This is a genomic window from Pseudomonas viciae (assembly GCF_004786035.1).
Lineage (GTDB): Bacteria > Pseudomonadota > Gammaproteobacteria > Pseudomonadales > Pseudomonadaceae > Aquipseudomonas > Aquipseudomonas viciae.
In genome coordinates, this window is sequence record NZ_CP035088.1 from 918,208 (window position 1) to 942,264 (window position 24,057).

The 24,057-nt window shown below is 59.1% G+C and carries 19 protein-coding genes and 2 tRNA genes; 19 read left to right on the forward strand and 2 right to left on the reverse strand.

Features of this window, described 5'->3' with window-relative positions; genetic code table 11:
• Positions 1-29: 29 nt before the first annotated feature.
• Positions 30-1,703 (reverse strand): DNA repair protein RecN, encoded by a 1,674-nt coding sequence (recN, locus tag EPZ47_RS04010; RefSeq protein ID WP_135843636.1) that lies wholly within the window; start codon positions 1,701-1,703, stop codon positions 30-32.
• A 240-nt stretch (positions 1,704-1,943) separates the two neighbouring features.
• Here recN and grpE point away from each other — a divergent pair, with 240 nt between their 5' ends.
• The 8 genes from grpE (at position 1,944) to EPZ47_RS04050 (ending at position 12,421) form a co-directional block, all read left to right on the forward strand.
• Positions 1,944-2,510 carry a nucleotide exchange factor GrpE gene (gene grpE / locus EPZ47_RS04015; RefSeq protein WP_135843637.1) on the forward strand — a complete coding sequence of 189 codons (567 nt, stop codon included), beginning with the start codon at positions 1,944-1,946 and terminating at the stop codon, positions 2,508-2,510.
• A 102-nt stretch (positions 2,511-2,612) separates the two neighbouring features.
• On the forward strand, positions 2,613-4,529 hold the full coding sequence (gene dnaK, locus EPZ47_RS04020; protein ID WP_135843638.1) for a molecular chaperone DnaK: 1,917 nt from the start codon (positions 2,613-2,615) through the stop codon (positions 4,527-4,529).
• A gap of 321 nt (positions 4,530-4,850) precedes the next feature.
• Complete coding sequence (gene dnaJ / locus EPZ47_RS04025; protein WP_135843639.1) at positions 4,851-5,975, forward strand: molecular chaperone DnaJ; 1,125 nt, start codon at positions 4,851-4,853, stop codon at positions 5,973-5,975.
• A 9-nt stretch (positions 5,976-5,984) separates the two neighbouring features.
• The gene (gene dapB / locus EPZ47_RS04030; RefSeq protein WP_135843640.1) at positions 5,985-6,791 is read left to right on the forward strand and encodes a 4-hydroxy-tetrahydrodipicolinate reductase; all 807 of its coding nucleotides are present in this window, start codon (positions 5,985-5,987) and stop codon (positions 6,789-6,791) included.
• 254 nt (positions 6,792-7,045) lie between these two features.
• Positions 7,046-8,182: a glutamine-hydrolyzing carbamoyl-phosphate synthase small subunit gene (gene carA / locus EPZ47_RS04035; RefSeq protein WP_135843641.1), complete on the forward strand. Its 1,137-nt coding sequence runs from the start codon at positions 7,046-7,048 to the stop codon at positions 8,180-8,182.
• Positions 8,183-8,287: 105 nt separating this feature from the next.
• Positions 8,288-11,509, forward strand: a complete 3,222-nt coding sequence (carB, locus tag EPZ47_RS04040; protein WP_123342831.1) for a carbamoyl-phosphate synthase large subunit — start codon at positions 8,288-8,290, stop codon at positions 11,507-11,509.
• 2 nt (positions 11,510-11,511) lie between these two features.
• On the forward strand, positions 11,512-11,988 hold the full coding sequence (gene greA / locus EPZ47_RS04045) for a transcription elongation factor GreA (protein ID WP_135847946.1): 477 nt from the start codon (positions 11,512-11,514) through the stop codon (positions 11,986-11,988).
• Between the two features lie 28 nt (positions 11,989-12,016).
• Positions 12,017-12,421 carry an MFS transporter gene (locus EPZ47_RS04050; protein WP_135843642.1) on the forward strand — a complete coding sequence of 135 codons (405 nt, stop codon included), beginning with the start codon at positions 12,017-12,019 and terminating at the stop codon, positions 12,419-12,421.
• Positions 12,422-12,430: 9 nt separating this feature from the next.
• Here the strand turns inward: EPZ47_RS04050 and EPZ47_RS04055 are convergent, their stop codons facing one another.
• The gene (locus EPZ47_RS04055; protein WP_003177852.1) at positions 12,431-12,739 is read right to left on the reverse strand and encodes a YhbY family RNA-binding protein; all 309 of its coding nucleotides are present in this window, start codon (positions 12,737-12,739) and stop codon (positions 12,431-12,433) included.
• A gap of 106 nt (positions 12,740-12,845) precedes the next feature.
• Here EPZ47_RS04055 and rlmE point away from each other — a divergent pair, with 106 nt between their 5' ends.
• The 11 genes from rlmE (at position 12,846) to infB (ending at position 23,995) form a co-directional block, all read left to right on the forward strand.
• Entirely contained in the window at positions 12,846-13,496 is a 651-nt protein-coding gene (gene rlmE, locus EPZ47_RS04060) for a 23S rRNA (uridine(2552)-2'-O)-methyltransferase RlmE (protein WP_135843643.1), read from the forward strand.
• A 193-nt stretch (positions 13,497-13,689) separates the two neighbouring features.
• Positions 13,690-15,600: an ATP-dependent zinc metalloprotease FtsH gene (gene ftsH, locus EPZ47_RS04065; protein ID WP_135843644.1), complete on the forward strand. Its 1,911-nt coding sequence runs from the start codon at positions 13,690-13,692 to the stop codon at positions 15,598-15,600.
• An 8-nt stretch (positions 15,601-15,608) separates the two neighbouring features.
• Positions 15,609-16,460 (forward strand): dihydropteroate synthase, encoded by an 852-nt coding sequence (gene folP / locus EPZ47_RS04070; protein ID WP_135843645.1) that lies wholly within the window; start codon positions 15,609-15,611, stop codon positions 16,458-16,460.
• 16 nt (positions 16,461-16,476) lie between these two features.
• A complete protein-coding gene (gene glmM / locus EPZ47_RS04075) occupies positions 16,477-17,814 on the forward strand; it encodes a phosphoglucosamine mutase (RefSeq protein WP_135843646.1) in 1,338 nt (445 codons plus the stop codon).
• A 66-nt stretch (positions 17,815-17,880) separates the two neighbouring features.
• Positions 17,881-18,636 (forward strand): triose-phosphate isomerase, encoded by a 756-nt coding sequence (gene tpiA / locus EPZ47_RS04080; RefSeq protein ID WP_135843647.1) that lies wholly within the window; start codon positions 17,881-17,883, stop codon positions 18,634-18,636.
• Between the two features lie 4 nt (positions 18,637-18,640).
• Positions 18,641-19,024: a preprotein translocase subunit SecG gene (gene secG / locus EPZ47_RS04085; RefSeq protein WP_135847947.1), complete on the forward strand. Its 384-nt coding sequence runs from the start codon at positions 18,641-18,643 to the stop codon at positions 19,022-19,024.
• Between the two features lie 21 nt (positions 19,025-19,045).
• Positions 19,046-19,131 (forward strand) — tRNA-Leu (locus EPZ47_RS04090).
• Between the two features lie 97 nt (positions 19,132-19,228).
• Positions 19,229-19,305: transfer RNA gene (locus EPZ47_RS04095), tRNA-Met, on the forward strand.
• Between the two features lie 140 nt (positions 19,306-19,445).
• Complete coding sequence (rimP, locus tag EPZ47_RS04100) at positions 19,446-19,904, forward strand: ribosome maturation factor RimP (protein ID WP_025211790.1); 459 nt, start codon at positions 19,446-19,448, stop codon at positions 19,902-19,904.
• 59 nt (positions 19,905-19,963) lie between these two features.
• Positions 19,964-21,445: a transcription termination factor NusA gene (nusA, locus tag EPZ47_RS04105; protein WP_003197716.1), complete on the forward strand. Its 1,482-nt coding sequence runs from the start codon at positions 19,964-19,966 to the stop codon at positions 21,443-21,445.
• A gap of 27 nt (positions 21,446-21,472) precedes the next feature.
• Complete coding sequence (gene infB, locus EPZ47_RS04110; RefSeq protein WP_135843648.1) at positions 21,473-23,995, forward strand: translation initiation factor IF-2; 2,523 nt, start codon at positions 21,473-21,475, stop codon at positions 23,993-23,995.
• Positions 23,996-24,057: the final 62 nt, after the last annotated feature.

Below are 24,057 nucleotides of genomic sequence, written 5' to 3' on the forward strand. Positions count from 1 at the left end.
AGGGTCGCCTTCTTGCTGTGCGGCGTTTGTCAGGTTTTTGCAGCGACGACCATTTTTTTCGCGTGAGCCAGGGACTCCTTGGTGAGGTCGATACCCCCGAGCATGCGTGCAACTTCTTCCACTCGCTCGGTTTTGTTGAGTTTGGACACCGCGGTACGTGTGGCGTCCTCGCCGCGCACCTTGTGCACAAATAAATGCTGATGACCCTGGGCGGCCACCTGGGGCAGGTGAGTCACCGTCAACACTTGGCCGCGGTCCCCCAGTCGGCGGAGCAACTGGCCGACAATTTCCGCCGTTGGCCCGCCAATACCCACGTCCACTTCGTCGAATACCAGCGTCGGTACGCGTGAGGTCTGCGCCGTAATGACCTGGATGGCCAGGCTGATCCGTGACAGCTCGCCACCGGAGGCGACTTTTGCCAGGGCCTTGAGCGGTTGCCCGGGGTTGGCGCTGACCAGCAGCTCTACCTGTTCCAGTCCGTTGGGCTGAAGTTCATCGCCGGCATTGGGGCGCAATTCGATGGTAAACCGTCCGCCCGGCATGCCCAGGCGCTGGATTTCCTGCTCCACGGCGCTGGCCAGGCCGGTTGCGGCTTGGTGGCGCAGTGCGCTGAGCTCGTTGGCCTTTTCCTGATAGTGACGGGCATAGGAAGCCAGTTCATCGCCCAGGCGCTCGATGGATTCATCGTTGGCGTTCAAGGTTTCCAGTTCTTCCAGCAAGCGTTGCTGGAGTTCGGCAACGTCGGTTGGCTGGACGCGGTGTTTGCGAGCCAGGGTATAAATAGTGTCCAGGCGCTCTTCCAGGTATTGAAGGCGTGCCGGGTCGGCATCGAAGTGATCAAGAAACCGGTTGAGTTCCCCGACGGCTTCTTCGACCTGGATCTGCGCGCTTGTCAGCAGGTTGGTCGCTTCGCTCAACGCGCCTACCGAATTGTTCACGCTGGAGAGGCGGTTCAGGCTCGCTGTCAGTGCGTTGAGTACATTGCCCGAATCACTCTCGCTGCATTGTTCGACCACTTGGCGGCAGATACCCAGCAGGGTTTCGGCGTTGGTCAGGTTCTTGTGTTCCTGCTCCAGTTCTTCCAGTTCGTTTTCACCCAGGGCCAGGTTTTCCAGTTCTTCGAGCTGATAGCTCAATAGCTGATGGCGGGCACGTTGTTCGTCGCCGGAGTTGGAGAGCCGGTCCAGTTCCTGTCGGGTCTGGCGCCAGCGCTGGGCGGCCAGTTGTACCTGGCGGGCCAGGTCGGTGGCGCCGGCGTATTCATCCAGCAGGCGGCGATGGGTGTCGGTCTTGAGCAGGGATTGGTGTTCGTGCTGGCTATGGATGTCGATCAGCAGTTCGCCGAGGGCTTTGAGATCGCCCAGGGTGCAGGGTGTGCCGTTGATGTAGCCCCGTGAGCGACCTTCGGCGGTGATGACCCGGCGCAGGATGCACGGGCCGTCGCTGTCCAGGTCGCGTTCGGCCAGCCAGGTGCTGGCCTCGGGGATGTCGACCAGGTCGAAAGTCGCCAGGATGTCGGCCTTGTCCGCGCCGGGACGCACCACACCGTTGTCGGCGCGATCGCCCAGGGTCAGGCCCAGGGCGTCGAGCATGATCGATTTGCCGGCGCCGGTTTCACCGGTGATCACGCTCATGCCGCGATCAAGCTCGAGGTCGAGGTGTTCGACAATGGCGTAGTTGTGTACGGACAGGTGCACCAGCATAAGGCCGCTCCCAGGCTTTAGGTCTGGTTATTTATACAGTGTTTTGTTTCGGGCTGACAATGCCTTCGCTTAGCTCGATTTGCTTGGGGCGATGGGTTTTTTAGTGCTGCTTGGAATGGAATGCAGGTGTTTTCTGTAAGGTTAATTCGTCGGGCGGCCCTTGAAGCTTAAAAACCCGGCCCCATATACCGGGGCAGAAGCGCGAGTCGAGCTCGCGGACGAAGTTGAAAGGAGAAATCTATGGCTGACGAACAGACGCAGGATACGCAAAATCTAGACGCCAATCAGGCTCCCCAGGATTCGGGCGACGACCTGGTGGCACGTGTACAAGTGCTCGAGGAGCAACTGGCCGGTGCGCAGGATCAGGCTTTGCGTGTAGCCGCCGACCTGCAGAATGTCCGCCGCCGCGCCGAGCAGGATGTAGAAAAGGCTCATAAATTCGCCCTGGAACGTTTCGCAAGCGACCTGCTGCCGATCATCGACAGTCTGGAGCGCGGCCTGGAACTGTCCAACCCGGACGACGAGAACATCCGTCCGATGCGTGAAGGCATCGAGCTGACCCTGAAAATGTTCCAGGACACCCTCAAGCGCTATCAGCTCGAAGCCCTTGATCCCCATGGCGAGCCCTTCAACGCCGAACACCACCAGGCCATGGCGATGCAGGAAAGCGCAGACGTCGAGCCCAACAGTGTCTTGAAGGTTTTCCAGAAGGGTTACTTGCTCAACGGTCGCCTGTTGCGCCCGGCCATGGTTGTGGTCAGCAAGACGCCGGCACCGGTTTCGCCTTCTATTGATGAGCAGGCTTGAAATCGGTCGTAACGGCCCCCATTAAGAAGTCAAGCGTTTAAGTGCTACCGCAGTTAGCCACCACTGCTGCGGCAACAAAATCCAAGTTCCGGGAGAGTTAACATGGGCAAGATTATCGGTATCGACCTGGGGACCACCAACTCGTGCGTCTCCGTGCTGGAAAACGGCAAGGCCAAAGTGATTGAAAACGCTGAAGGCGCGCGCACCACGCCGTCGATCATCGCGTACGCCAACGATAGCGAGATTCTGGTTGGCCAGTCGGCCAAGCGTCAGGCCGTGACCAATCCGCATAACACCCTGTACGCGGTGAAGCGTCTGATCGGTCGCAAGTTCGACGAAGAAGTCGTTCAGAAAGACATCAAGATGGTGCCTTACAAAATCGCCAAGGCTGACAATGGCGACGCCTGGGTTGAAGTGAACGGCCAGAAAATGGCGCCGCCACAGATCTCGGCTGAAATCCTGAAGAAAATGAAGAAGACCGCCGAAGATTACCTCGGCGAGGCGGTGACTGAAGCGGTCATCACCGTTCCTGCCTACTTCAACGACAGCCAGCGCCAGGCGACCAAAGACGCCGGCCGCATCGCGGGCCTGGACGTAAAACGCATCATCAACGAACCGACCGCGGCTGCTCTGGCCTACGGTATGGACAAGGCCAAGGGCGATCACACCGTGATCGTTTATGACCTGGGTGGCGGTACCTTCGACGTCTCCGTGATCGAAATCGCTGAAGTCGATGGCGAGCACCAGTTCGAAGTGCTGGCGACCAACGGCGACACCTTCCTCGGTGGTGAAGACTTTGACATCCGCCTGATCGACTACCTCGTCGACGAGTTCAAGAAAGAAAGCGGCATGAACCTCAAGGGTGACCCGCTGGCGATGCAGCGCCTGAAAGAAGCTGCTGAAAAAGCCAAGATCGAACTGTCCTCGAGCCAGTCGACCGACGTGAACCTGCCGTACATCACTGCAGACGCCACCGGTCCTAAGCACTTGAACGTGAAAATCTCCCGCGCCAAGCTCGAAGCGCTGGTGGAAGACCTGGTTCAGCGCACCATCGAACCTTGCCGCATTGCGATGAAGGACGCCGGTATCGACGTTGGCGCGATCAACGACGTGATCCTGGTTGGCGGCCAGACCCGTATGCCGCTGGTGCAGAAGCTGGTAACCGATTTCTTCGGTAAAGAAGCACGTAAAGATGTGAACCCGGACGAAGCCGTTGCCATGGGTGCTGCTATCCAGGGCGCCGTTCTGGCCGGTGATGTGAAGGACGTTCTGCTGCTCGACGTCAGCCCGCTGACCCTGGGTATCGAAACCATGGGTGGCGTGATGACTGCGCTGATCGAGAAAAACACCACGATTCCTACCAAGAAATCCCAAGTGTTCTCGACTGCCGACGACAACCAGGGCGCCGTGACCATCCACGTGCTGCAAGGCGAGCGTAAGCAAGCCGCCCAGAACAAGTCCCTGGGCAAGTTCGACCTGGCCGAGATTCCACCAGCGCCACGTGGCGTGCCACAAATCGAAGTGACCTTCGACATCGACGCCAACGGCATCCTGCACGTCGGCGCGAAAGACAAGGCCACCGGCAAGACCCAGTCGATCGTGATCAAGGCCAACTCCGGTCTGTCCGAGGAAGAAATTCAGCAGATGGTTCGCGATGCTGAAGTCAACGCCGAGGAAGATCGCAAGTTCGAAGAGCTGGCCAGCGCCCGCAACCAGGGCGATGCCTTGGTGCACTCGACTCGCAAAATGATCGCTGATGCTGGCGAAAAAGTAACTGCTGAAGAAAAAACCGCTATCGAAGCGGCTGTGGTTGCCCTGGAAGCTGCCGTCAAAGGCGACGACAAGGCTGCCATCGAGGCGAAGATCGAAGAGCTGTCCAAGGTCTCCGCACCCGTGGCTCAGAAGATGTACGCCGAGCAGGCTCAGCCAGCTGAAGGCGCGGCTGCTCAAGGCGAATCGGCTGAAAAAGCCGATGACGTCGTCGACGCCGAGTTCGAAGAAGTGAAAGACCACAAGTAATCGCTTGTTGGTCGGCCGGTTGACTGCATTTGTGCGGTGGCTGGTAGGATGTCGCCGCGCGGGAGCTTGCTCCCGCGTTGGCGTGTCTGGAGCCAGTGAATTTTTACAGCATGCGACAACGCTCGGATGCTGGCGGTGTGATCGGGAATGCTCCTGCTTTCCGAGCGACGGACGCCGCGTTTTGGCCGGGGCCCTGGCTGAAAGATTAAGACCAGGATCGTTGAATTGACGTGAGTTGGGTCCGGGCCTGTATTGGGGCTCAACGAGTTTGGCAAGGTTCAGGAGAGGTTTGCCGGACGTCCTATAAGAGTGCAAAGACTAATGGCAAAGCGTGACTTTTACGAAGTGTTGGGTGTCGAGCGGGGCGCCAGCGAGGCGGACCTGAAAAAGGCCTATCGTCGCCTGGCGATGAAGCACCACCCGGACCGTAATCCCGATGATAAAGCGTCGGAAGAGCTGTTCAAGGAAGCCAACGAGGCTTACGAAGTATTGTCCGATTCGAGCAAGCGCGCAGCTTACGACCAGTACGGTCATGCTGGCGTCGATCCGAGCATGGGCGGCGGCGGTGCCGGTTTCGGCGGCCAGAATTTCTCCGATATTTTCGGCGACGTGTTCAGCGATTTCTTCGGTGGCGGTCGCGGCGGTGCTCGTGGCGGCGCCCAGCGTGGCAGTGATTTGCGCTACACGTTGGAGCTGAACCTGGAAGAGGCGGTGCGCGGCACTACCGTCAACATTCGCGTTCCGACACTGGTCAATTGCAAACCGTGCGACGGCTCGGGCGCCAAGAAGGGCTCCTCGCCCGTGACTTGCCCGACCTGCGGCGGCATTGGCCAGGTTCGCATGCAGCAGGGCTTCTTCTCGGTGCAGCAGACCTGCCCGCGTTGCCATGGTCAAGGCAAGATCATTTCCGATCCGTGCGACTCCTGCCGCGGCGAAGGGCGTGTCGAAGAGTACAAGACGCTGTCGGTCAAAGTGCCGGCCGGTGTCGATACCGGTGACCGCATTCGTCTTTCCGGCGAAGGCGAGGCGGGCGCCCAGGGTGGCCCGACCGGCGACCTGTACGTGGTTATCAATGTGCGCGAGCACGCGATTTTCCAGCGCGATGGCAAGCATCTGTTCTGCGAAGTGCCGATCAGTTTCGTCGATGCGGCCTTGGGCGGCGAGCTTGAAATCCCGACCCTCGACGGTCGCGTCAAGTTGAAAATCCCCGAGGGTACGCAAACCGGCAAACAGTTCCGGATTCGCGGCAAGGGCGTTGCGCCGGTGCGTGGTGGCGGTGCGGGTGATCTGATGTGTCGCGTGGCAGTGGAGACGCCGGTCAATCTGAGCCGACGCCAGCGTGAGTTGTTGGAAGAGTTCCGCAGTTCTCTGGCGGATGACAACAGCCATTCACCAAAAACCACGGGTTGGTTCGAAGGCGTGAAGCGCTTCTTCGGCGATCTGTAAGGAGCTCGCATGCGACGTATAGCTGTGATGGGCGCTGCGGGGCGCATGGGTAAGGCGTTGGTCGAGGCGGTGCAGCAGCGCTCGCCGCTCTCCGGCCTGACGGCTGCCATCGTGCGGCCCGACAGTACGCTGGTGGGCGCTGATGCTGGCGAGCTGGCTTCGCTCGGGCGTATCGGTGTGCCGATGTCTGGCGGCCTGGAGAAGGTGCTCGATGAGTTTGATGTCCTGATCGACTTCACGCTGCCGGAAGTGATGCTGAAAAACCTCGCCATTTGCCGCAAGCACGGCAAGGCCATGGTGATCGGCACCACGGGGCTGGATGCCGCGCAGAAGCAGTTGCTGGCCGATGCGGGTAAAGACATTCCGATCGTGTTTGCGGCGAACTTCAGTGTGGGTGTGAACCTGTCGCTGAAGCTGCTGGAGATGACGGCCCGGGTCTTGGGTGACGATGCGGATATCGAAATCATCGAGGCGCATCACCGGCACAAGATCGATGCGCCTTCGGGCACGGCTTTGCGCATGGGTGAGGTGATTGCCGATGCGCTGGGTCGCGATCTTGAGAAGGTGGCTGTCTACGGGCGCCAGGGGCATACCGGTGCCCGTGAGCGCGACACCATTGGTTTTGCGACCGTGCGTGGTGGTGACGTGGTGGGTGATCATACGGTGCTGTTCGCCACTGAGGGCGAGCGCTTGGAGATCACTCACAAGGCTTCCAGCCGGATGACCTTCGCCAAGGGCGCGGTTCGCGCTGCGCTGTGGCTGGAGAGTCGTGAGCCAGGTTTGTACGACATGCAGGACGTTCTCGACCTGCGTTGATGCCATCGGCAGGGGGTTCAGTTATACTGAGCCCCCGTTTTATACCGCTTCGCGACGCCCTGTCGCATTCCCCTGCCTTTAAGGCTCATTAGCGGTGGACCAAAAAAGCCTTTTTCTGTAAGCTACAGCTTTAGTGTGTCCACTAAAAGCGCGCAGAATAATTCAGTGAACAAGCGGGGTGACGTGTCCATACGTCACTCCGCTTTTTTACAACCTGCGATCGCCCTTTCAGGCTTTATTTACGGGAGGTCTTCTTGACTAAGCCAGCCATACTCGCCCTTGCTGATGGCAGCATTTTTCGCGGCGAAGCCATTGGAGCCGACGGTCAGACCGTTGGTGAGGTGGTGTTTAACACCGCAATGACCGGCTATCAGGAAATTCTTACCGATCCTTCCTACGCCCAGCAAATCGTTACTCTGACTTACCCGCACATCGGCAACACCGGCACCACGCCGGAAGACGCCGAGTCCGATCGTGTCTGGTCCGCCGGCCTGGTCATCCGTGACTTGCCGCTGGTAGCGAGCAACTGGCGTAACACGATGTCCCTGTCTGATTACCTGAAAGCCAACAATGTCGTGGCGATCGCCGGTATCGACACCCGTCGCCTGACCCGTATCCTTCGGGAAAAAGGTGCGCAGAACGGCTGCATCATGGCCGGTGACAACATTTCCGAAGAAGCCGCCATCGCCGCTGCCCAGGGTTTCCCTGGCCTCAAGGGCATGGATCTGGCGAAAGTCGTCAGCACCAAGAAGCAGTACGAGTGGCGCTCCACGGTCTGGGACCTGAAAACCGACGGTCACGCGACGATCGAAGCGTCCGAACTGCCATACCACGTGGTTGCGTACGACTACGGCGTCAAGTGGAACATCCTGCGCATGCTGGTGGAGCGTGGTTGCCGCGTGACCGTGGTGCCGGCGCAAACTCCGGCCGCGGACGTCCTGGCCCTCAAGCCCGACGGCGTGTTCCTGTCCAACGGCCCGGGTGATCCGGAGCCTTGCGACTACGCGATCCAGGCGATCAAGGACGTGCTGGAGACCGAAATCCCGGTATTCGGCATCTGCCTCGGCCACCAGCTGCTGGCCCTCGCTTCGGGCGCCAAGACCTTGAAGATGGGTCACGGCCACCACGGTGCCAACCACCCGGTGCAGGACCTGGATACCGGCGTCGTGATGATCACCAGCCAGAACCACGGTTTTGCGGTGGATGAAGCGACCCTGCCGGCCAACGTGCGCGCGATCCATAAGTCGCTGTTCGACGGCACGCTGCAAGGCATCGAGCGTACCGACAAGAGCGCGTTCAGCTTCCAGGGTCACCCTGAAGCCAGCCCGGGCCCGAACGACGTGGCGCCGCTGTTCGATCGCTTCATCAATGAGATGGCCAAGCGACGCTGACCGCGTGAAGCCCGAAGGCGGCCCCGAATGCGGCGGCCCCTTCGGGCGCTACAAAGATTGTTCGACGGCCTAGCCGACTGACCTGCGGATTTGAGTGACAAACCCATGCCAAAACGTACAGACATAAAAAGCATCCTGATTCTCGGCGCTGGCCCGATCGTGATCGGCCAGGCCTGCGAATTCGACTACTCCGGCGCCCAGGCCTGTAAAGCCCTGCGCGAAGAGGGTTATCGCGTCATCCTGGTGAACTCCAACCCGGCCACCATCATGACCGACCCGGCCATGGCCGACGCCACCTACATCGAGCCGATCAAGTGGCAGACCGTTGCCAAGATCATCGAGAAAGAGCGCCCTGACGCGCTGTTGCCGACCATGGGTGGCCAGACCGCGCTGAACTGCGCCCTGGACCTGGAGCGCGAAGGCGTCCTGGAGAAGTTCGGTGTGGAAATGATCGGCGCCAACGCCGACACCATCGACAAGGCCGAAGACCGTTCGCGCTTCGACAAGGCGATGAAATCCATCGGCCTGGACTGCCCGCGCTCGGGCATCGCCCACAGCATGGAAGAGGCCAATGCCGTCCTGGAGCGTCTGGGCTTCCCGTGCATCATCCGTCCGTCCTTCACCATGGGCGGCACCGGTGGCGGCATCGCCTACAACCGTGAAGAATTCGAAGAAATCTGCGCCCGTGGTCTGGACCTGTCGCCGACCAAAGAGCTGCTGATCGACGAATCCCTGATCGGCTGGAAAGAATACGAAATGGAAGTTGTCCGCGACAAAAAGGACAACTGCATCATCGTCTGCTCCATCGAAAACTTCGACCCGATGGGTGTGCACACCGGCGACTCGATCACCGTCGCACCGGCCCAGACCCTGACCGACAAGGAATACCAGATCCTGCGTAACGCCTCCCTGGCGGTATTGCGCGAGATCGGCGTGGAAACCGGTGGCTCCAACGTCCAGTTCGGCATCTGCCCGAACACTGGTCGCATGGTGGTCATCGAGATGAACCCGCGGGTGTCCCGTTCGTCGGCCCTGGCCTCGAAAGCCACTGGTTTCCCGATTGCCAAGGTCGCTGCCAAGCTGGCCGTGGGTTATACCCTTGACGAACTGTCGAACGACATCACCGGCGGCAAGACCCCGGCGTCCTTCGAGCCGTCCATCGACTACGTCGTTACCAAGCTGCCACGTTTCGCCTTCGAGAAATTCGCCAAGGCCGACGCCCGCCTGACCACTCAGATGAAGTCGGTCGGTGAAGTCATGGCTATCGGCCGGACCTTCCAGGAATCCCTGCAGAAAGCCCTTCGCGGTCTGGAAGTGGGTGTCTGCGGCCTGGATCCGAAGCTGGACCTGAACGATCCGGAAAGCATGAGCGTGCTCAAGCGCGAGCTGACCGTGCCGGGCGCCGAGCGCATCTGGTACGTGGCTGACGCCTTCCGTGCCGGCATGACTGTCGAGCAGATCTTCGGCATGAACATGATCGACCCTTGGTTCCTGGTGCAGATCGAAGATCTGATCAAGGAAGAAGAGAAGGTCAAGACCCTGGGCATGTCCAGCATCGACCACGACACGATGTTCCGCCTCAAGCGCAAGGGCTTCTCCGACATGCGCCTGGCCAAGCTGCTGGGTGTGACCGAGAAGAGCCTGCGTGCTCATCGCCACAAGCTGGAAGTGTTCCCGGTCTACAAGCGCGTCGACACCTGCGCGGCCGAGTTCGCCACCGACACTGCTTACCTGTACTCCACGTACGAAGAAGAATGCGAAGCCGCGCCGTCGACCCGCGACAAGATCATGATCCTGGGTGGCGGTCCAAACCGGATCGGTCAGGGCATCGAGTTTGACTACTGCTGTGTGCACGCGGCACTGGCCCTGCGCGATGACGGGTATGAGACCATCATGGTCAACTGCAACCCGGAAACCGTGTCCACCGACTACGACACCTCCGATCGCCTGTATTTCGAACCAGTGACCCTGGAAGACGTGCTGGAAATCGTCCGCGTCGAGAAACCTAAAGGTGTGATCGTCCAGTACGGCGGCCAGACCCCGCTGAAACTGGCTCGCGCCCTTGAGGCCGCCGGGGTACCGATCATTGGTACCAGCCCGGATGCGATCGACCGCGCCGAAGACCGTGAGCGCTTCCAGCAGATGGTCGAGCGCCTGAACCTGCGTCAGCCGCCGAACGCCACCGTGCGCAGCGAGGACGAAGCGATTCGTGCCGCAGCCAAGATCGGCTACCCGCTGGTGGTGCGCCCGTCCTATGTACTGGGCGGTCGTGCGATGGAAATTGTGTATCAGGAAGACGAGCTCAAGCGTTACCTGCGCGAAGCGGTCCAGGTGTCCAACGACAGCCCTGTGCTGCTGGACCACTTCCTCAACTGCGCCATCGAAATGGACGTGGATGCGGTCAGCGACGGCAAGGACGTGGTGATTGGCGCGATCATGCAGCACATCGAGCAGGCCGGCGTTCACTCCGGTGACTCTGCCTGTTCGCTGCCGCCGTACTCGTTGCCGGCCCACATCCAGGACGAGATGCGCGAGCAGGTCAAGAAAATGGCCCTGGAGCTGGGCGTCATCGGGCTGATGAACGTGCAGCTCGCCCTGCAGGGTGAGGACATCTACGTCATCGAAGTCAATCCACGCGCTTCCCGGACTGTACCGTTCGTCTCCAAGTGCATCGGTGTCTCCCTGGCGATGATCGCTGCGCGGGTCATGGCTGGCAAAACCCTGAAAGAGCTGAACTTCACCAAGGAAATCATCCCGAATTTCTACAGTGTGAAAGAGGCGGTGTTCCCGTTCGCCAAGTTCCCTGGCGTGGACCCGATCCTTGGCCCGGAAATGAAGTCCACCGGTGAAGTGATGGGCGTGGGCGACACCTTCGGCGAAGCCTTTGCCAAGGCCCAGATGGGCGCCAGCGAAGTACTGCCGACAGGTGGCACGGCGTTCATCAGCGTGCGTGATGACGACAAACCACTGGTTGCAGGCGTGGCCCGTGATCTGATCAACTTGGGCTTTGAAGTGGTCGCCACGGCCGGTACCGCCAAGCTGATCGAAGCGGCAGGCCTGAAAGTGCGCCGCGTGAACAAGGTGACCGAGGGGCGTCCGCACGTGGTCGACATGATCAAGAATGACGAAGTCACGCTGATCATCAACACCACTGAGGGGCGTCAGTCGATCGCCGACTCCTATTCCATTCGTCGTAACGCACTGCAGCACAAGATCTACTGCACCACGACCATTGCTGCGGGCGAAGCGATCTGCGAAGCGCTCAAGTTCGGTCCCGAGAAGACCGTGCGTCGCTTGCAGGATCTACATGCAGGATTGAAGGCATGAGCATAACCAAGTACCCGATGACTGTTCAGGGCGCGAAGGCCCTGGAAGAAGAACACGCTCACCTGACCAAGGTCATTCGTCCCAAGCTCAGCCAGGACATCGGCACGGCCCGGGAGTTGGGTGACCTGAAGGAAAACGCCGAATACCACGCTGCTCGCGAGCAGCAGGGGATGGTCGAGGCGCGTATCCGCGACATCGAAGGCCGCATGCAGAATGCGGTCGTCATCGACGTCACGACGATCCCGCACACCGGCAAGGTGATTTTTGGCACCACCGTGGAAATCGCTAACGTCGAGACCGATGAAAGCGTCACTTACCAGATCGTGGGTGAGGACGAGGCTGACATCAAACTCGGCAAGATTTCCGTCGGTTCGCCAATCGCTCGCGCCTTGATTGCCAAGGAAGAGGGCGATGTGGTGACTGTGAAGACGCCGAGCGGCGTTATCGAGTATGAGATTGTCGAAGTCCGTCACATCTGAACGAAGGCGCCCGCTGCGAGCGGGCGCCATGATCTGGCAGCTCACCCAGATGTTGTGGGTGGGCGGCGTCTGGTTGTTGCACGTCGGTTTGTTGCCGGTGCTGGGGCGAATCGGCCTGGCGCCGCTGCTCATCGATGAAATCGCAGGCATGCTGACGGCGCTGCTGGTGGGTTTTTCCGCGGCGTGTGTGGTGTTTCAGGCTTTGGTGCTGGTTCAGGCTGAGGGCCTTGCCAGTCTATGGCGCGACATTCGAGGGCAGTTGCTGCTCATGTCGTTGTACGCGAGCGGGATGTTTTTCGCGGTGCGTCTCGGCTGGCCGGATGCGAGCCAGTGGCAGGTATTCAGTTACCTGGTGCTGGGGTTTTCCGGATTGGTGCTGGTGTTGCAGCCGGTTCCTGGGTGGAGCGCAAGGGTGTACGAAGCACACCCTTGACCCTTGGCATCACTTGAAGCGGTGAACGTTCGACAGTTGCTTGTTGACGCTGAAATTCTTGCGATAAATCAGCGCCATCTTGCCGATGACCTGTACCAGGTCTGCCTTGCCGGTCTTGCACAGTTCGGCAACGGCAGCCAGGCGGGCTTCGCGATCGAGGATGTTGAGCTTGATTTTGATCAGCTCGTGATCGCCCAGTGCGCGTTCCAGTTCGGCGAGTACGCCTTCAGTCAAACCGTTGTCAGCCACAGTCAAAACCGGTTTCAGATGGTGGCCAATGGATTTGTATTGTTTCTTCTGCTCTTGAGTGAGCGGCATAATCTGACCCCTGCGTCTGATCTTGTAAAAAGCGGCGGCCAGTTTACCCGAGCGAGTCCGGGACCGCCCACTTAATCACGACCCGTTTTATTTTTAGAGGTGGCCCGTGGCCCGTTCCAAGACTAGCCAGAACTGGCTCAGAGAGCATTTCAACGATCCGTACGTCAAAATGGCGCAAAAAGACGGCTATCGCTCGCGTGCCAGCTATAAATTGCTGGAGATCCAGGAAAAGGATCGTTTGATCCGTCCGGGTATGACCGTGATCGACCTCGGCGCGGCGCCGGGAGGCTGGTCCCAGGTGACCAGTCGTCTGATCGGCGGTCAGGGCCGCTTGATCGCTTCCGATATCCTGGAAATGGACAGCATCCCCGATGTGACCTTCATCCAGGGTGACTTCACGGAAGACGCCGTCCTGGCAAAAATTCTGGAAGCCGTCGGAAATACCCAGGTTGACCTTGTGATTTCCGATATGGCCCCCAATATGAGTGGATTAGCGGCTGTCGACATGCCTCGTGCAATGTTCCTCAGCGAGCTGGCCCTGGATCTTGCCGGGCGGGTTTTACGGCCGGGTGGTGATTTTTTGATCAAAGTCTTCCAGGGTGAAGGCTTCGACGAATACCACAAGGGCATGCGAAAACTGTTCGACAAGGTGCAGATGCGCAAGCCATTGTCGTCCCGCGACCGCTCTCGCGAGCAGTATCTGCTGGCGCGTGGTTTTCGCGGAGTTGAAGGCGCAGCCAGTGATGAGCGTCTTTAATACAGGCCGATAGTTTTTTTTGTCTCGCATTGCGAAAGACGCGTAAACGAAAATTACGCGGTCAAAGTTTCACAAAGGGTTACAGACGGCGCCTGCCAGAGTCGTAGGTAATGTAGTAAGTTAGGCCGGTGAATATCATGCGAAGCGCGCGCCAGTAGCGGAGCTTGCTTCAGAGGGTAGTTAATTGAACGATATGGCAAAGAATCTGATCCTGTGGTTGATCATCGCCGCTGTCCTTGTGACCGTGATGAACAACTTCTCCAGCCCTAACGAGCCGCAGACCCTCAACTATTCCGACTTCATCCAGCAGGTCAAGGATGGCAAGGTCGAGCGCGTAGCCGTTGATGGCTATGTGATTACCGGCAAGCGCACCGACGGCGACAACTTCAAGACCATTCGTCCGGCGATCCAGGACAATGGCCTGATCGGCGACCTGGTGGACAATCATGTCGTGGTCGAAGGCAAGCAGCCTGAGCAGCAAAGCATCTGGACCCAGCTCCTGGTCGCCAGCTTCCCGATCCTGGTGATCATCGCCGTGTTCATGTTCTTCATGCGCCAGATGCAGGGCGGCGGCGGTGGCAAGGGTGGGCCTATGAGCTTCGGCAAGAGCAAGGCTCGCCTGCTTTCCGAAGATCAGGTGAAAACCACCTTGGCCGACGTCGCTGGTTGCGATGAAGCCAAGGAAGAAGTTGGCGAGCTGGTTGAATTCCTGCGCGATCCGGGCAAATTCCAACGCCTGGGTGGTCGTATTCCTCGCGGCGTGCTGATGGTTGGCCCACCGGGTACCGGTAAAACCTTGCTGGCCAAGGCGATTGCCGGCGAAGCCAAGGTGCCGTTCTTCACGATTTCCGGTTCCGACTTCGTGGAAATGTTCGTTGGCGTGGGTGCCAGCCGTGTTCGCGACATGTTCGAGCAGGCCAAGAAACACGCACCGTGCATCATCTTTATCGACGAAATCGATGCCGTCGGTCGCCATCGTGGTGCCGGCATGGGTGGCGGTCACGACGAGCGCGAACAAACCCTCAACCAGTTGCTGGTCGAGATGGACGGTTTCGAAATGAATGACGGCATCATCGTGATTGCCGCCACCAACCGTCCCGATGTACTTGACCCGGCGCTGTTGCGTCCAGGTCGCTTCGACCGTCAGGTCGTGGTGGGGCTGCCGGACATTCGTGGTCGTGAGCAGATCCTCAAGGTCCACATGCGCAAAGTGCCGATGGGTGATGACGTCGCCCCGGCAGTGATCGCTCGCGGTACGCCAGGTTTTTCCGGTGCCGACCTTGCGAACCTGGTCAACGAAGCGTCGCTGTTCGCCGCTCGTACCGGTAAGCGCATCGTGGAAATGAAGGAATTCGAACTGGCCAAGGACAAGATCATGATGGGCGCTGAGCGCAAATCCATGGTCATGTCGGAGAAAGAAAAGCAGAACACGGCGTACCATGAGGCGGGTCACGCGATCGTCGGTCGTGTGGTGCCCGAGCATGACCCGGTCTACAAGGTCTCGATCATTCCGCGTGGTCGTGCCTTGGGTGTGACCATGTTCCTGCCGGAAGAAGATCGTTACAGCTTGTCCAAGCGTGCGCTGGTCAGCCAGATCTGCTCGCTGTACGGCGGCCGTATTGCCGAAGAAATGACGTTGGGCTTTGACGGTGTCACCACTGGCGCTTCCAATGACATCATGCGTGCCAGCCAGATTGCCCGAAACATGGTCACCAAGTGGGGCTTGTCCGAGAAGCTGGGTCCGTTGATGTATGCCGAAGAAGAGGGCGAAGTGTTCCTCGGTCGTGGCGGTGGCGGCCAGCATGCCAGTTTCTCCGGCGAGACGGCCAAGTTGATCGACTCTGAAGTGCGCAGCATCATCGATCAGTGCTACGGCACTGCCAGGCAGATCCTCACGGACAACCGTGACAAGCTCGATGCCATGGCTGACGCCCTGATGAAGTACGAAACCATTGATGCCGACCAGATCGACGACATCATGGCAGGCCGTGTGCCTCGTGAGCCTCGTGACTGGTCCGGTGGCACCGGTACCTCCGGTACGCCTCCGGCAGTGCAGGGCGAACGCCCCGAGACACCGATCGGCGGTCCGGCTGCTGACGTCTAAGGCTTGAAATGACTTCTGTTCAGTCCTCAACCCGGTTGCCTTGCGGCAACCGGGTTCTTGATTTGGCCCATGTGCATGTCATGGGCATCCTCAATGTCACTCCCGATTCCTTTTCCGATGGTGGTCGATTCAGCCAGCTCGATGCGGCTCTGCGGCATGCCGAGGCGATGGTGGCTGCCGGTGCTACGCTGATCGACGTTGGCGGCGAGTCGACCCGGCCGGGTGCGCGTGCGGTCTCGCCTACCGAAGAACTGGAGCGAGTCGCGCCGATTGTCGAGCGCATACACCGCGAACTTGATGTCATTATCTCGGTCGATACGTCCACGCCGGCGGTCATGCGTGAAACTGCACGACTGGGCGCAGGCTTGATCAACGATGTACGATCCTTGCAGCGCGATGGTGCCCTGGATGCCGCAGCGGCCACCGGGTTGCCCGTTTGCCTGATGCATATGCTCGGCGAGCCCGGAACCATGCAGAACGACCCGCACTACCAGGATGTGACCAGGGAAGTCGGTGAGTTCCTGGCGGAGCGTCTGAGTCAGTGTGCTGCTGTGGGTATTCCTGCCGAGCGGATCATTCTTGATCCAGGGTTCGGCTTTGCCAAGACGCTGGCCCACAATTTGAGCCTGTTCAAACATATGGACGCCTTGCATGCCCTGGGGCGGCCCCTGTTGGTTGGGGTCTCGCGAAAGAGCATGATAGGCAATGCCTTGGGCCGTCCGGTGGGAGAGCGTCTGTATGGCGGTCTCGCCCTTGCGGCCTTGGCCCTTACCAAAGGTGCACGCATATTGCGCGTGCACGATGTAGCCGAAACGATGGATGTCGTGCGGATGATTGCAGCTGTGGATTCAGCCGAATAAGAATGACGGAGCACTTATGAGCAAGAAATACTTTGGCACCGACGGTATTCGTGGTCGGGTCGGCGAATACCCTATTACCCCTGATTTCATGCTCAAGCTTGGCTGGGCGGCCGGCATGGCGTTCCGTAAAATGGGCGCCTGCAAAGTGTTGGTCGGCAAGGACACGCGAATTTCCGGCTACATGTTCGAATCGGCGCTCGAGGCCGGCCTGACGTCGGCGGGCGCCGATGTGATGCTGCTCGGTCCGATGCCGACGCCGGCCATTGCCTACCTGACGCGTACGTTCCAGGCCCAGGCGGGTATCGTGATCAGTGCTTCGCACAACCCGCATGATGACAACGGCATCAAGTTCTTCTCCGGCCAGGGTACCAAGCTGCCGGATGATATCGAGCTGATGATCGAAGAACTGCTGGACACGCCGATGACTGTGGTCGAGTCGAGCAAGATCGGCAAAGTGTCGCGGATCAACGATGCGTCGGGTCGCTACATCGAATTCTGCAAAGGCAGCGTGCCGACTGGTACTAGCTTTTCGGGCCTGAAAGTCGTGGTCGATTGCGCTCACGGTGCGACCTATAAAGTCGCGCCGAGTGTATTTCGCGAGTTGGGGGCCGAAGTGATCGTGCTCTCCGCTTCGCCAAACGGGTTGAACATCAACCACAACTGTGGCTCCACCCATACCGAGGCGCTGCAGGCGGCGGTACTGGCCGAACAGGCCGATATCGGGATCGCCTTCGATGGCGACGGTGATCGAGTCCTGATGGTCGATCACACCGGTACAGTCGTTGACGGTGATGAGTTGCTGTTCATCATTGCTCGCGATCTGCACACGCGGGGTAAGCTGCAGGGCGGAGTGGTCGGTACGTTGATGAGCAACCTTGGGCTCGAGTTGGCCCTTGCGGACCTGGATATCCCCTTCGTGCGGGCCAATGTGGGAGATCGCTACGTGATCTCGGAGTTGCTGGAGCGCAATTGGGTGATCGGGGGCGAGAACTCTGGTCACATCGTGTGCTTCGACCATACCACCACGGGCGATGCCATCATCGCGGCCTTGCAGGTGCTGATGGCGCTGAAGGCGCGTAATGAAGGGCTCGCGCAGTCGCGCCAGGCATTGCGCAAATGTCCACAGGTGCTGATTAACGTACGTTTTGGTGGTGGTGAGAACCCTATCGAGCATGCGACGGTCAAGCAGGCCAGTGAGCGTGTAACGCAGGCGATGGCCGGGCGTGGGCGCGTGCTATTGCGCAAGTCCGGCACTGAGCCTTTGGTGCGTGTCATGGTTGAAGGCGAGGATGAGGCACAGGTCCGCGGTTATGCCGAAGAGCTGGCGAAACTGGTTACTGAAGTTTCTGCCTGAATTCGGCTTGCCAGTCATGCATCGGTTGGGTAACATCTGCGCCCACTTTGACCGACGAGGTACAGCATGCGTCGCCCTATGGTAGCTGGTAACTGGAAGATGCACGGTACCCGCGCCAGCGTCGCTGAGCTGATCAATGGCCTTCGTCATCTGGCCTTGCCAAGCGGTGTTGATGTCGCGGTATTCCCGCCTTGCTTGTATATCAATCAAGTGATTGATGGCTTGAAGGGTAAGTCGATTTCAGTCGGCGCGCAGAACTCTGCGGTGGAACCCATGCAAGGCGCGTTGACTGGTGAGATTGCGCCGAGTCAATTGGTGGATGCAGGTTGTTCCCTGGTTTTGGTCGGGCACTCCGAGCGTCGCCTGATCATGCGCGAGCAGGACAGTGCCCTGATTCGCAAATTTGCGGCGGCTCAGGCCTGCGGTCTGATTCCGGTGTTGTGTGTAGGGGAAACCCTCGAGCAGCGTGAAGCCGGGAAGACCCTTGAGGTTGTCGGGCGTCAGCTCGGCAGCATCATTGAAGACCTGGGTGTCGGTGCTTTTGCAAAGGCAGTCATTGCTTACGAGCCGGTCTGGGCCATTGGCACCGGGCTGACTGCTTCGCCGCAACAGGCGCAGGATGTGCACGCCGCCATCCGCGCGCAGTTGGCGGCAGAGAATTCTGAAGTGGCACGAGGTGTGCGGCTTCTATACGGCGGCAGCGTGAAGGCGGCCAATGCGGTCGAACTGTTCGGCATGCCGGATATCGATGGGGGGCTCATTGGTGGAGCTTCCCTGAATGCAGATGAGTTCGGTGCGATTTGTCGCGCCGCGGGAAACTGAAAAAATGCTGGAAACAGTCGTAGTCGTTTTTCATCTGCTGGGTGCACTGGGCGTAGTTGCTCTCGTATTGCTGCAGCAGGGTAAAGGTGCGGATGCTGGTGCGTCTTTCGGTGCAGGTGCTTCAAATACTGTATTCGGAAGCCAAGGTTCCTCTACCTTTCTTAGTAAGTTTACTGCTATACTTGCCGCCGGTTTCTTCATAACCAGCTTGGGGTTAGGTTACTTTGCTAAAGAGAAGGCTCAAGAGCTGACTCAAGTAGGTTTGCCAAACCCAGCAGTGTTGGAAGCGCCAAAGCAACAACCGGCTTCTGATGATGTCCCGGTGCTTCAAGAGCAAAAGTCGGCCAATCCGGCGACTGACGTACCTCCAGCTCAAGAGCAGAAGTAAGAAGGTTTCAAACGCTGTATTGCCGAGGTGGTGGAATTGGTAGACACGCAACCTTGAGGTGGTTGTGCCCATAGGGTGTAGGGGTTCGAGTCCCCTTCTCGGTACCAATTATCAGGAGAGCCCGCAATTGCGGGCTTTCTTGTAGGTGGAAGGGTTACATTGACCCTGTAAAGGATCGGTCGTATACTTCCGCCCCAGCTTTGTCGCGGGATGGAGCAGTCTGGTAGCTCGTCGGGCTCATAACCCGAAGGTCGTCGGTTCAAATCCGGCTCCCGCAACCAGTTTCAGGGGCCCCTTCCAAGGGGCTTTTTGTTAGCTGGACACTTTATAACGCCGCTGTTCGACGGCGTTTCAGGGATGGGCGATTCGCCCATTTTTTTTTATTTGCACAGCATGCACAAACATGCACGAGGGGGTTCAGGTGTCGAGCAAGCTAGAACAGTTGCAGGCCTTGTTGGCCCCGGTGGTCGTGGCCCTTGGCTATGAATGCTGGGGTATTGAGTTTTCGGCTCAAGGTCGCCACTCACTGTTGCGCGTTTATATCGATAAGGAAGGCGGCGTGTTGGTGGATGATTGCGCCATCGTCAGCCGTCAGATCAGCGGTGTATTGGATGTCGAAGACCCAATCACCTCCGAATACACCCTTGAAGTTTCCTCGCCTGGCATGGAACGCCCTCTGTTCACCCTTGAACAGTTTGCTTCGTTTGCCGGTGAACAAGTGAAGATCAAGCTGCGCTCGCCTTTTGAAGGTCGACGCAACTTTCAAGGCCTTCTGCGCGGTGTAGAAGAGCAGGACGTCGTGGTGCAGGTAGAAGACCATGAGTTCCTGTTGCCGATCGATATGATCGACAAGGCCAACATTATTCCCAGTTTTGACTGATACGTGCCAGATACTGCGGATCCCGCGGATCCAATGGCTTGCGAAAGGCGAGGCGTACGATGAGCAAAGAAGTACTGCTGGTTGTTGAGTCGGTATCCAATGAAAAGGGCGTACCGGCTAACGTTATTTTTGAAGCGCTGGAGTTGGCTCTGGCCACTGCCACTAAAAAGCGGTTTGAAGACGAAGTTGATTTGCGTGTGGAAATCAATCGCCACACCGGTGCCTATGAGACTTTCCGTCGCTGGACGGTAGTCGAGGAAGCCGACCTGGACGATCCGGCTATCGAAACCTGGCCGAGCAAGGTTGCAGAAACGCATCCTGGCGCCAAGGTAGGTGATGTAGTCGAAGAAAAGATCGAGTCCATCGAGTTCGGTCGCATCGCTGCACAGACTGCCAAGCAGGTCATTGTGCAGAAAGTTCGCGAAGCCGAACGTGCACAAGTCGTCGACGCCTATCGCGAGCGCCTGGGGGAAATCATCTCCGGCACCGTGAAAAAGGTTACCCGTGACAACGTGATCGTTGACCTGGGCAACAACGCCGAAGCGTTGCTGGCCCGTGAAGACATCATTTCTCGCGAAACTTTCCGGGTTGGCGTGCGCCTGCGTGCGCTGCTCAAGGAAATCCGCACCGAGAACCGCGGCCCGCAGCTGATCCTGTCGCGTACTGCGCCGGAAATGCTGATCGAGTTGTTCCGCATCGAAGTGCCGGAAATTGCTGAAGGCCTGATCGAAGTAATGGCCGCCTCCCGTGATCCGGGTTCGCGTGCCAAGATCGCGGTCCGCTCCAAGGACAAGCGTATCGACCCGCAAGGCGCCTGCATCGGCATGCGTGGTTCGCGTGTCCAGGCCGTATCCGGCGAGTTGGGCGGCGAGCGCGTGGACATCGTCCTGTGGGACGACAACCCGGCTCAGTTCGTGATCAACGCCATGTCGCCTGCTGAAGTGGCGGCAATTATCGTCGACGAAGATGCCCATGCCATGGACATCGCCGTTGGCGCAGACAATCTCGCTCAGGCCATCGGTCGCGGTGGTCAGAACGTGCGTCTGGCTAGCCAGTTGACCGGCTGGACCCTGAACGTGATGACCGAATCGGACATCCAGGCTAAGCAGCAAGCTGAAACCGGCGACATCCTGCGCAACTTCATCGACGAGTTGGAAGTCGACGAAGAGCTGGCACAGGTGCTGGTGGATGAAGGCTTTACCAGCCTGGAAGAGATTGCCTACGTACCGGTGGAAGAAATGCTCAACATCGACGGCTTTGACGAGGAGATCGTCAACGAGCTTCGCGCTCGGGCCAAGGATCGTTTGTTGACCAAAGCTATCGCTACTGAGGAAAAGCTGGCAGACGCCCATCCGGCCGAAGACCTGCTCTCGCTTGAGGGCATGGACAAGGATTTGGCGATGGAACTGGCGGTGCGCGGCGTAATTACCCGCGAAGACCTGGCCGAGCAGTCTATTGACGATCTGCTCGACATCGACGGCATTGACGATGATCGTGCCGGCAAGTTGATCATGGCCGCCCGAGCCCACTGGTTCGAGTAATTAGGCGCGGCCTGAGGAGAGAAGTGCATGACGCAAGTCACGGTGAAACAACTGGCCGATGAGGTCAAAACACCGGTAGAGCGCCTGTTGCAGCAGATGCGTGAGGCAGGTCTGCCGCACACCGCCGCCGAGGAACATGTGACCGACAGTGAGAAGCAGTCCCTGCTGACTCACTTGAAGAGCAGTCACAAGGCGAAAGTGGAAGAACCACGCAAGATTACTCTGCAGCGTAAAACCACCAGCACCCTGCGTGTTGCCGGTAGTAAAAGCATCAGCGTTGAAGTACGCAAGAAGAAAGTCTTCGTACAGCGCAGCCCGGAAGAAATCGAAGCCGAGCGCAAACGCGAACAGGAAGAACGTCGCGCAGTAGAAAATGCTGCACGTCAGAAGGCTGAAGAAGAAGCCAAGCGTCGCGCCGAAGAAGAAGCGCGTCGCCAGCCTGCTGCTGCGCAAACCGCTGCGGTCGAAGCCGTTGCGGCGCCTGCTGCGGTCGCCGAGCCTGTGCGCGAAAGCGCGCCGGTGGTGGCACCTGCTCCGGTACCTGCGGTTGATGCTCGCAAACGCGACGAACAGCGTCGTCCCGACAAGCCACGTGCTGACGACAACCGTCGTGGCAGTGGCGATGGCGAGCGCAAAAACGCTCCTCATCGTGCTTCGGTCAAGGAAAAGGCGCCGGCACCACGTGTTGCGCCACGTACCACTGACGAAGAAAGCGATGGCTTCCGTCGCGGCGGTCGCGGCAAAGCCAAGCTGAAGAAGCGCAACGCCCACGGTTTCCAGAGCCCGACCGGCCCTGTCGTGCGTGAAGTGAAGATCGGCGAGACCATCACTGTGGGTGATCTGGCCCAGCAGATGTCGGTCAAGGCTGCTGAAATCATCAAGTTCATGTTCAAGCTGGGCACGCCGGCCACCATCAACCAGGTACTGGATCAGGAAACTGCTCAACTGGTTGCCGAAGAGCTGGGCCACAAAGTGACCCTGGTCAGCGACACCGCCCTGGAAGATTCCCTGGCTGAGTCCCTGAAGTTTGAAGGTGAGGCGGTTTCCCGTGCGCCGGTCGTGACCGTAATGGGCCACGTTGACCACGGTAAGACTTCCCTGCTCGACTACATCCGTCGTGCGAAGGTTGCGGCAGGTGAGGCTGGCGGTATTACCCAGCACATCGGCGCCTACCACGTTGAAACCGACCGCGGCATGGTGACGTTCCTCGATACCCCTGGTCACGCCGCGTTTACCGCAATGCGTGCCCGTGGTGCCAAGGCGACCGACATCGTGATCCTGGTGGTTGCGGCGGACGACGGCGTGATGCCACAAACCATCGAAGCCGTTCAGCATGCCAAGGCTGCTGGCGTGCCACTGGTGGTTGCGGTGAACAAGATCGACAAGCCGGGCGCTGATCTCGATCGCATCCGTAGCGAACTGTCGGTTCACGGCGTGACTTCCGAAGAGTGGGGTGGCGACACTCCATTCGTACCAGTCTCGGCGAAGATGGGTACCGGCGTCGACGAACTGCTTGAAGCCGTTCTGCTGCAAGCCGAGGTTCTGGAACTGACCGCTACGCCTTCGGCTCCAGGTCGTGGTGTGGTTGTAGAATCGCGCCTCGACAAGGGCCGTGGCCCGGTGGCGACCGTCCTGGTTCAAGACGGTACCTTGCGCCAAGGCGACATGGTACTGGTCGGTTCGAACTACGGCCGCGTACGTGCCATGCTCGACGAGAACGGCAAGCCTATCAAGGAAGCCGGTCCGGCCATTCCAGTCGAGATCCTCGGCCTGGACGGCACACCGGACGCTGGCGACGAGATGAGCGTTGTGGCTGACGAGAAGAAAGCCCGTGAAGTGGCTCTGTTCCGTCAAGGCAAGTTCCGCGAAGTCAAACTGGCTCGTGCTCACGCCGGCAAGCTGGAAAACATCTTCGAGAACATGGGTCAGGAAGAGAAGAAGACGCTCAACATCGTCCTCAAATCCGACGTCCGTGGATCGCTCGAAGCGTTGAACGGCGCCTTGAACGGCCTGGGTAACGACGAAGTGCAAGTGCGTGTGGTCGGTGGCGGTGTCGGTGGTATCACTGAATCCGACGCCAACCTGGCACTGGCTTCCAACGCTGTACTGTTTGGCTTCAACGTGCGTGCCGATGCTGGCGCTCGCAAGATCGTCGAGCAGGAAGGCCTGGATATGCGTTACTACAACGTGATCTACGACATCATCGAAGACGTCAAGAAAGCCCTGACCGGTATGCTGGGCAGCGATGTTCGCGAGAACATCCTGGGTACCGCGGAAGTGCGTGACGTGTTCCGTTCGCCGAAGTTCGGCGCGATCGCCGGTTGCATGGTGATCGAAGGTGTCGTTCACCGTAACCGTCCGATCCGTGTACTGCGTGAAGACATCGTTATCTTCGAAGGCGAGCTGGAATCCCTGCGACGCTTCAAGGATGACGCTTCCGAAGTGCGTGCCGGCATGGAATGCGGTATTGGCGTCAAGAGCTACAACGACGTCAAGGTCGGCGACAAGATCGAAGTCTTCGAGAAGGTCCAGGTTGCTCGCAGCCTCTGACTCGCGCACTTCAAGAGCCGCACCGGGCAGCAGCATGAACATGCGCTGCCTGGCTGTCGGAC

Coding starts and splice junctions, on each gene's coding strand:
- glmM (WP_135843646.1), top strand. CDS start 16,477: ATGAGCAAGAAATACTTTGGCACCGACGGTATTCGTGGTCGGGTCGGC.
- infB (WP_135843648.1), top strand. CDS start 21,473: ATGACGCAAGTCACGGTGAAACAACTGGCCGATGAGGTCAAAACACCG.
- dapB (WP_135843640.1), top strand. CDS start 5,985: ATGCGACGTATAGCTGTGATGGGCGCTGCGGGGCGCATGGGTAAGGCG.
- recN (WP_135843636.1), bottom strand. CDS start 1,703: ATGCTGGTGCACCTGTCCGTACACAACTACGCCATTGTCGAACACCTC.
- EPZ47_RS04055 (WP_003177852.1), bottom strand. CDS start 12,739: ATGCCGCTCACTCAAGAGCAGAAGAAACAATACAAATCCATTGGCCAC.
- EPZ47_RS04050 (WP_135843642.1), top strand. CDS start 12,017: ATGATCTGGCAGCTCACCCAGATGTTGTGGGTGGGCGGCGTCTGGTTG.
- nusA (WP_003197716.1), top strand. CDS start 19,964: ATGAGCAAAGAAGTACTGCTGGTTGTTGAGTCGGTATCCAATGAAAAG.
- ftsH (WP_135843644.1), top strand. CDS start 13,690: ATGGCAAAGAATCTGATCCTGTGGTTGATCATCGCCGCTGTCCTTGTG.
- folP (WP_135843645.1), top strand. CDS start 15,609: ATGACTTCTGTTCAGTCCTCAACCCGGTTGCCTTGCGGCAACCGGGTT.
- grpE (WP_135843637.1), top strand. CDS start 1,944: ATGGCTGACGAACAGACGCAGGATACGCAAAATCTAGACGCCAATCAG.
- dnaK (WP_135843638.1), top strand. CDS start 2,613: ATGGGCAAGATTATCGGTATCGACCTGGGGACCACCAACTCGTGCGTC.
- secG (WP_135847947.1), top strand. CDS start 18,641: ATGCTGGAAACAGTCGTAGTCGTTTTTCATCTGCTGGGTGCACTGGGC.
- tpiA (WP_135843647.1), top strand. CDS start 17,881: ATGCGTCGCCCTATGGTAGCTGGTAACTGGAAGATGCACGGTACCCGC.
- dnaJ (WP_135843639.1), top strand. CDS start 4,851: ATGGCAAAGCGTGACTTTTACGAAGTGTTGGGTGTCGAGCGGGGCGCC.
- carB (WP_123342831.1), top strand. CDS start 8,288: ATGCCAAAACGTACAGACATAAAAAGCATCCTGATTCTCGGCGCTGGC.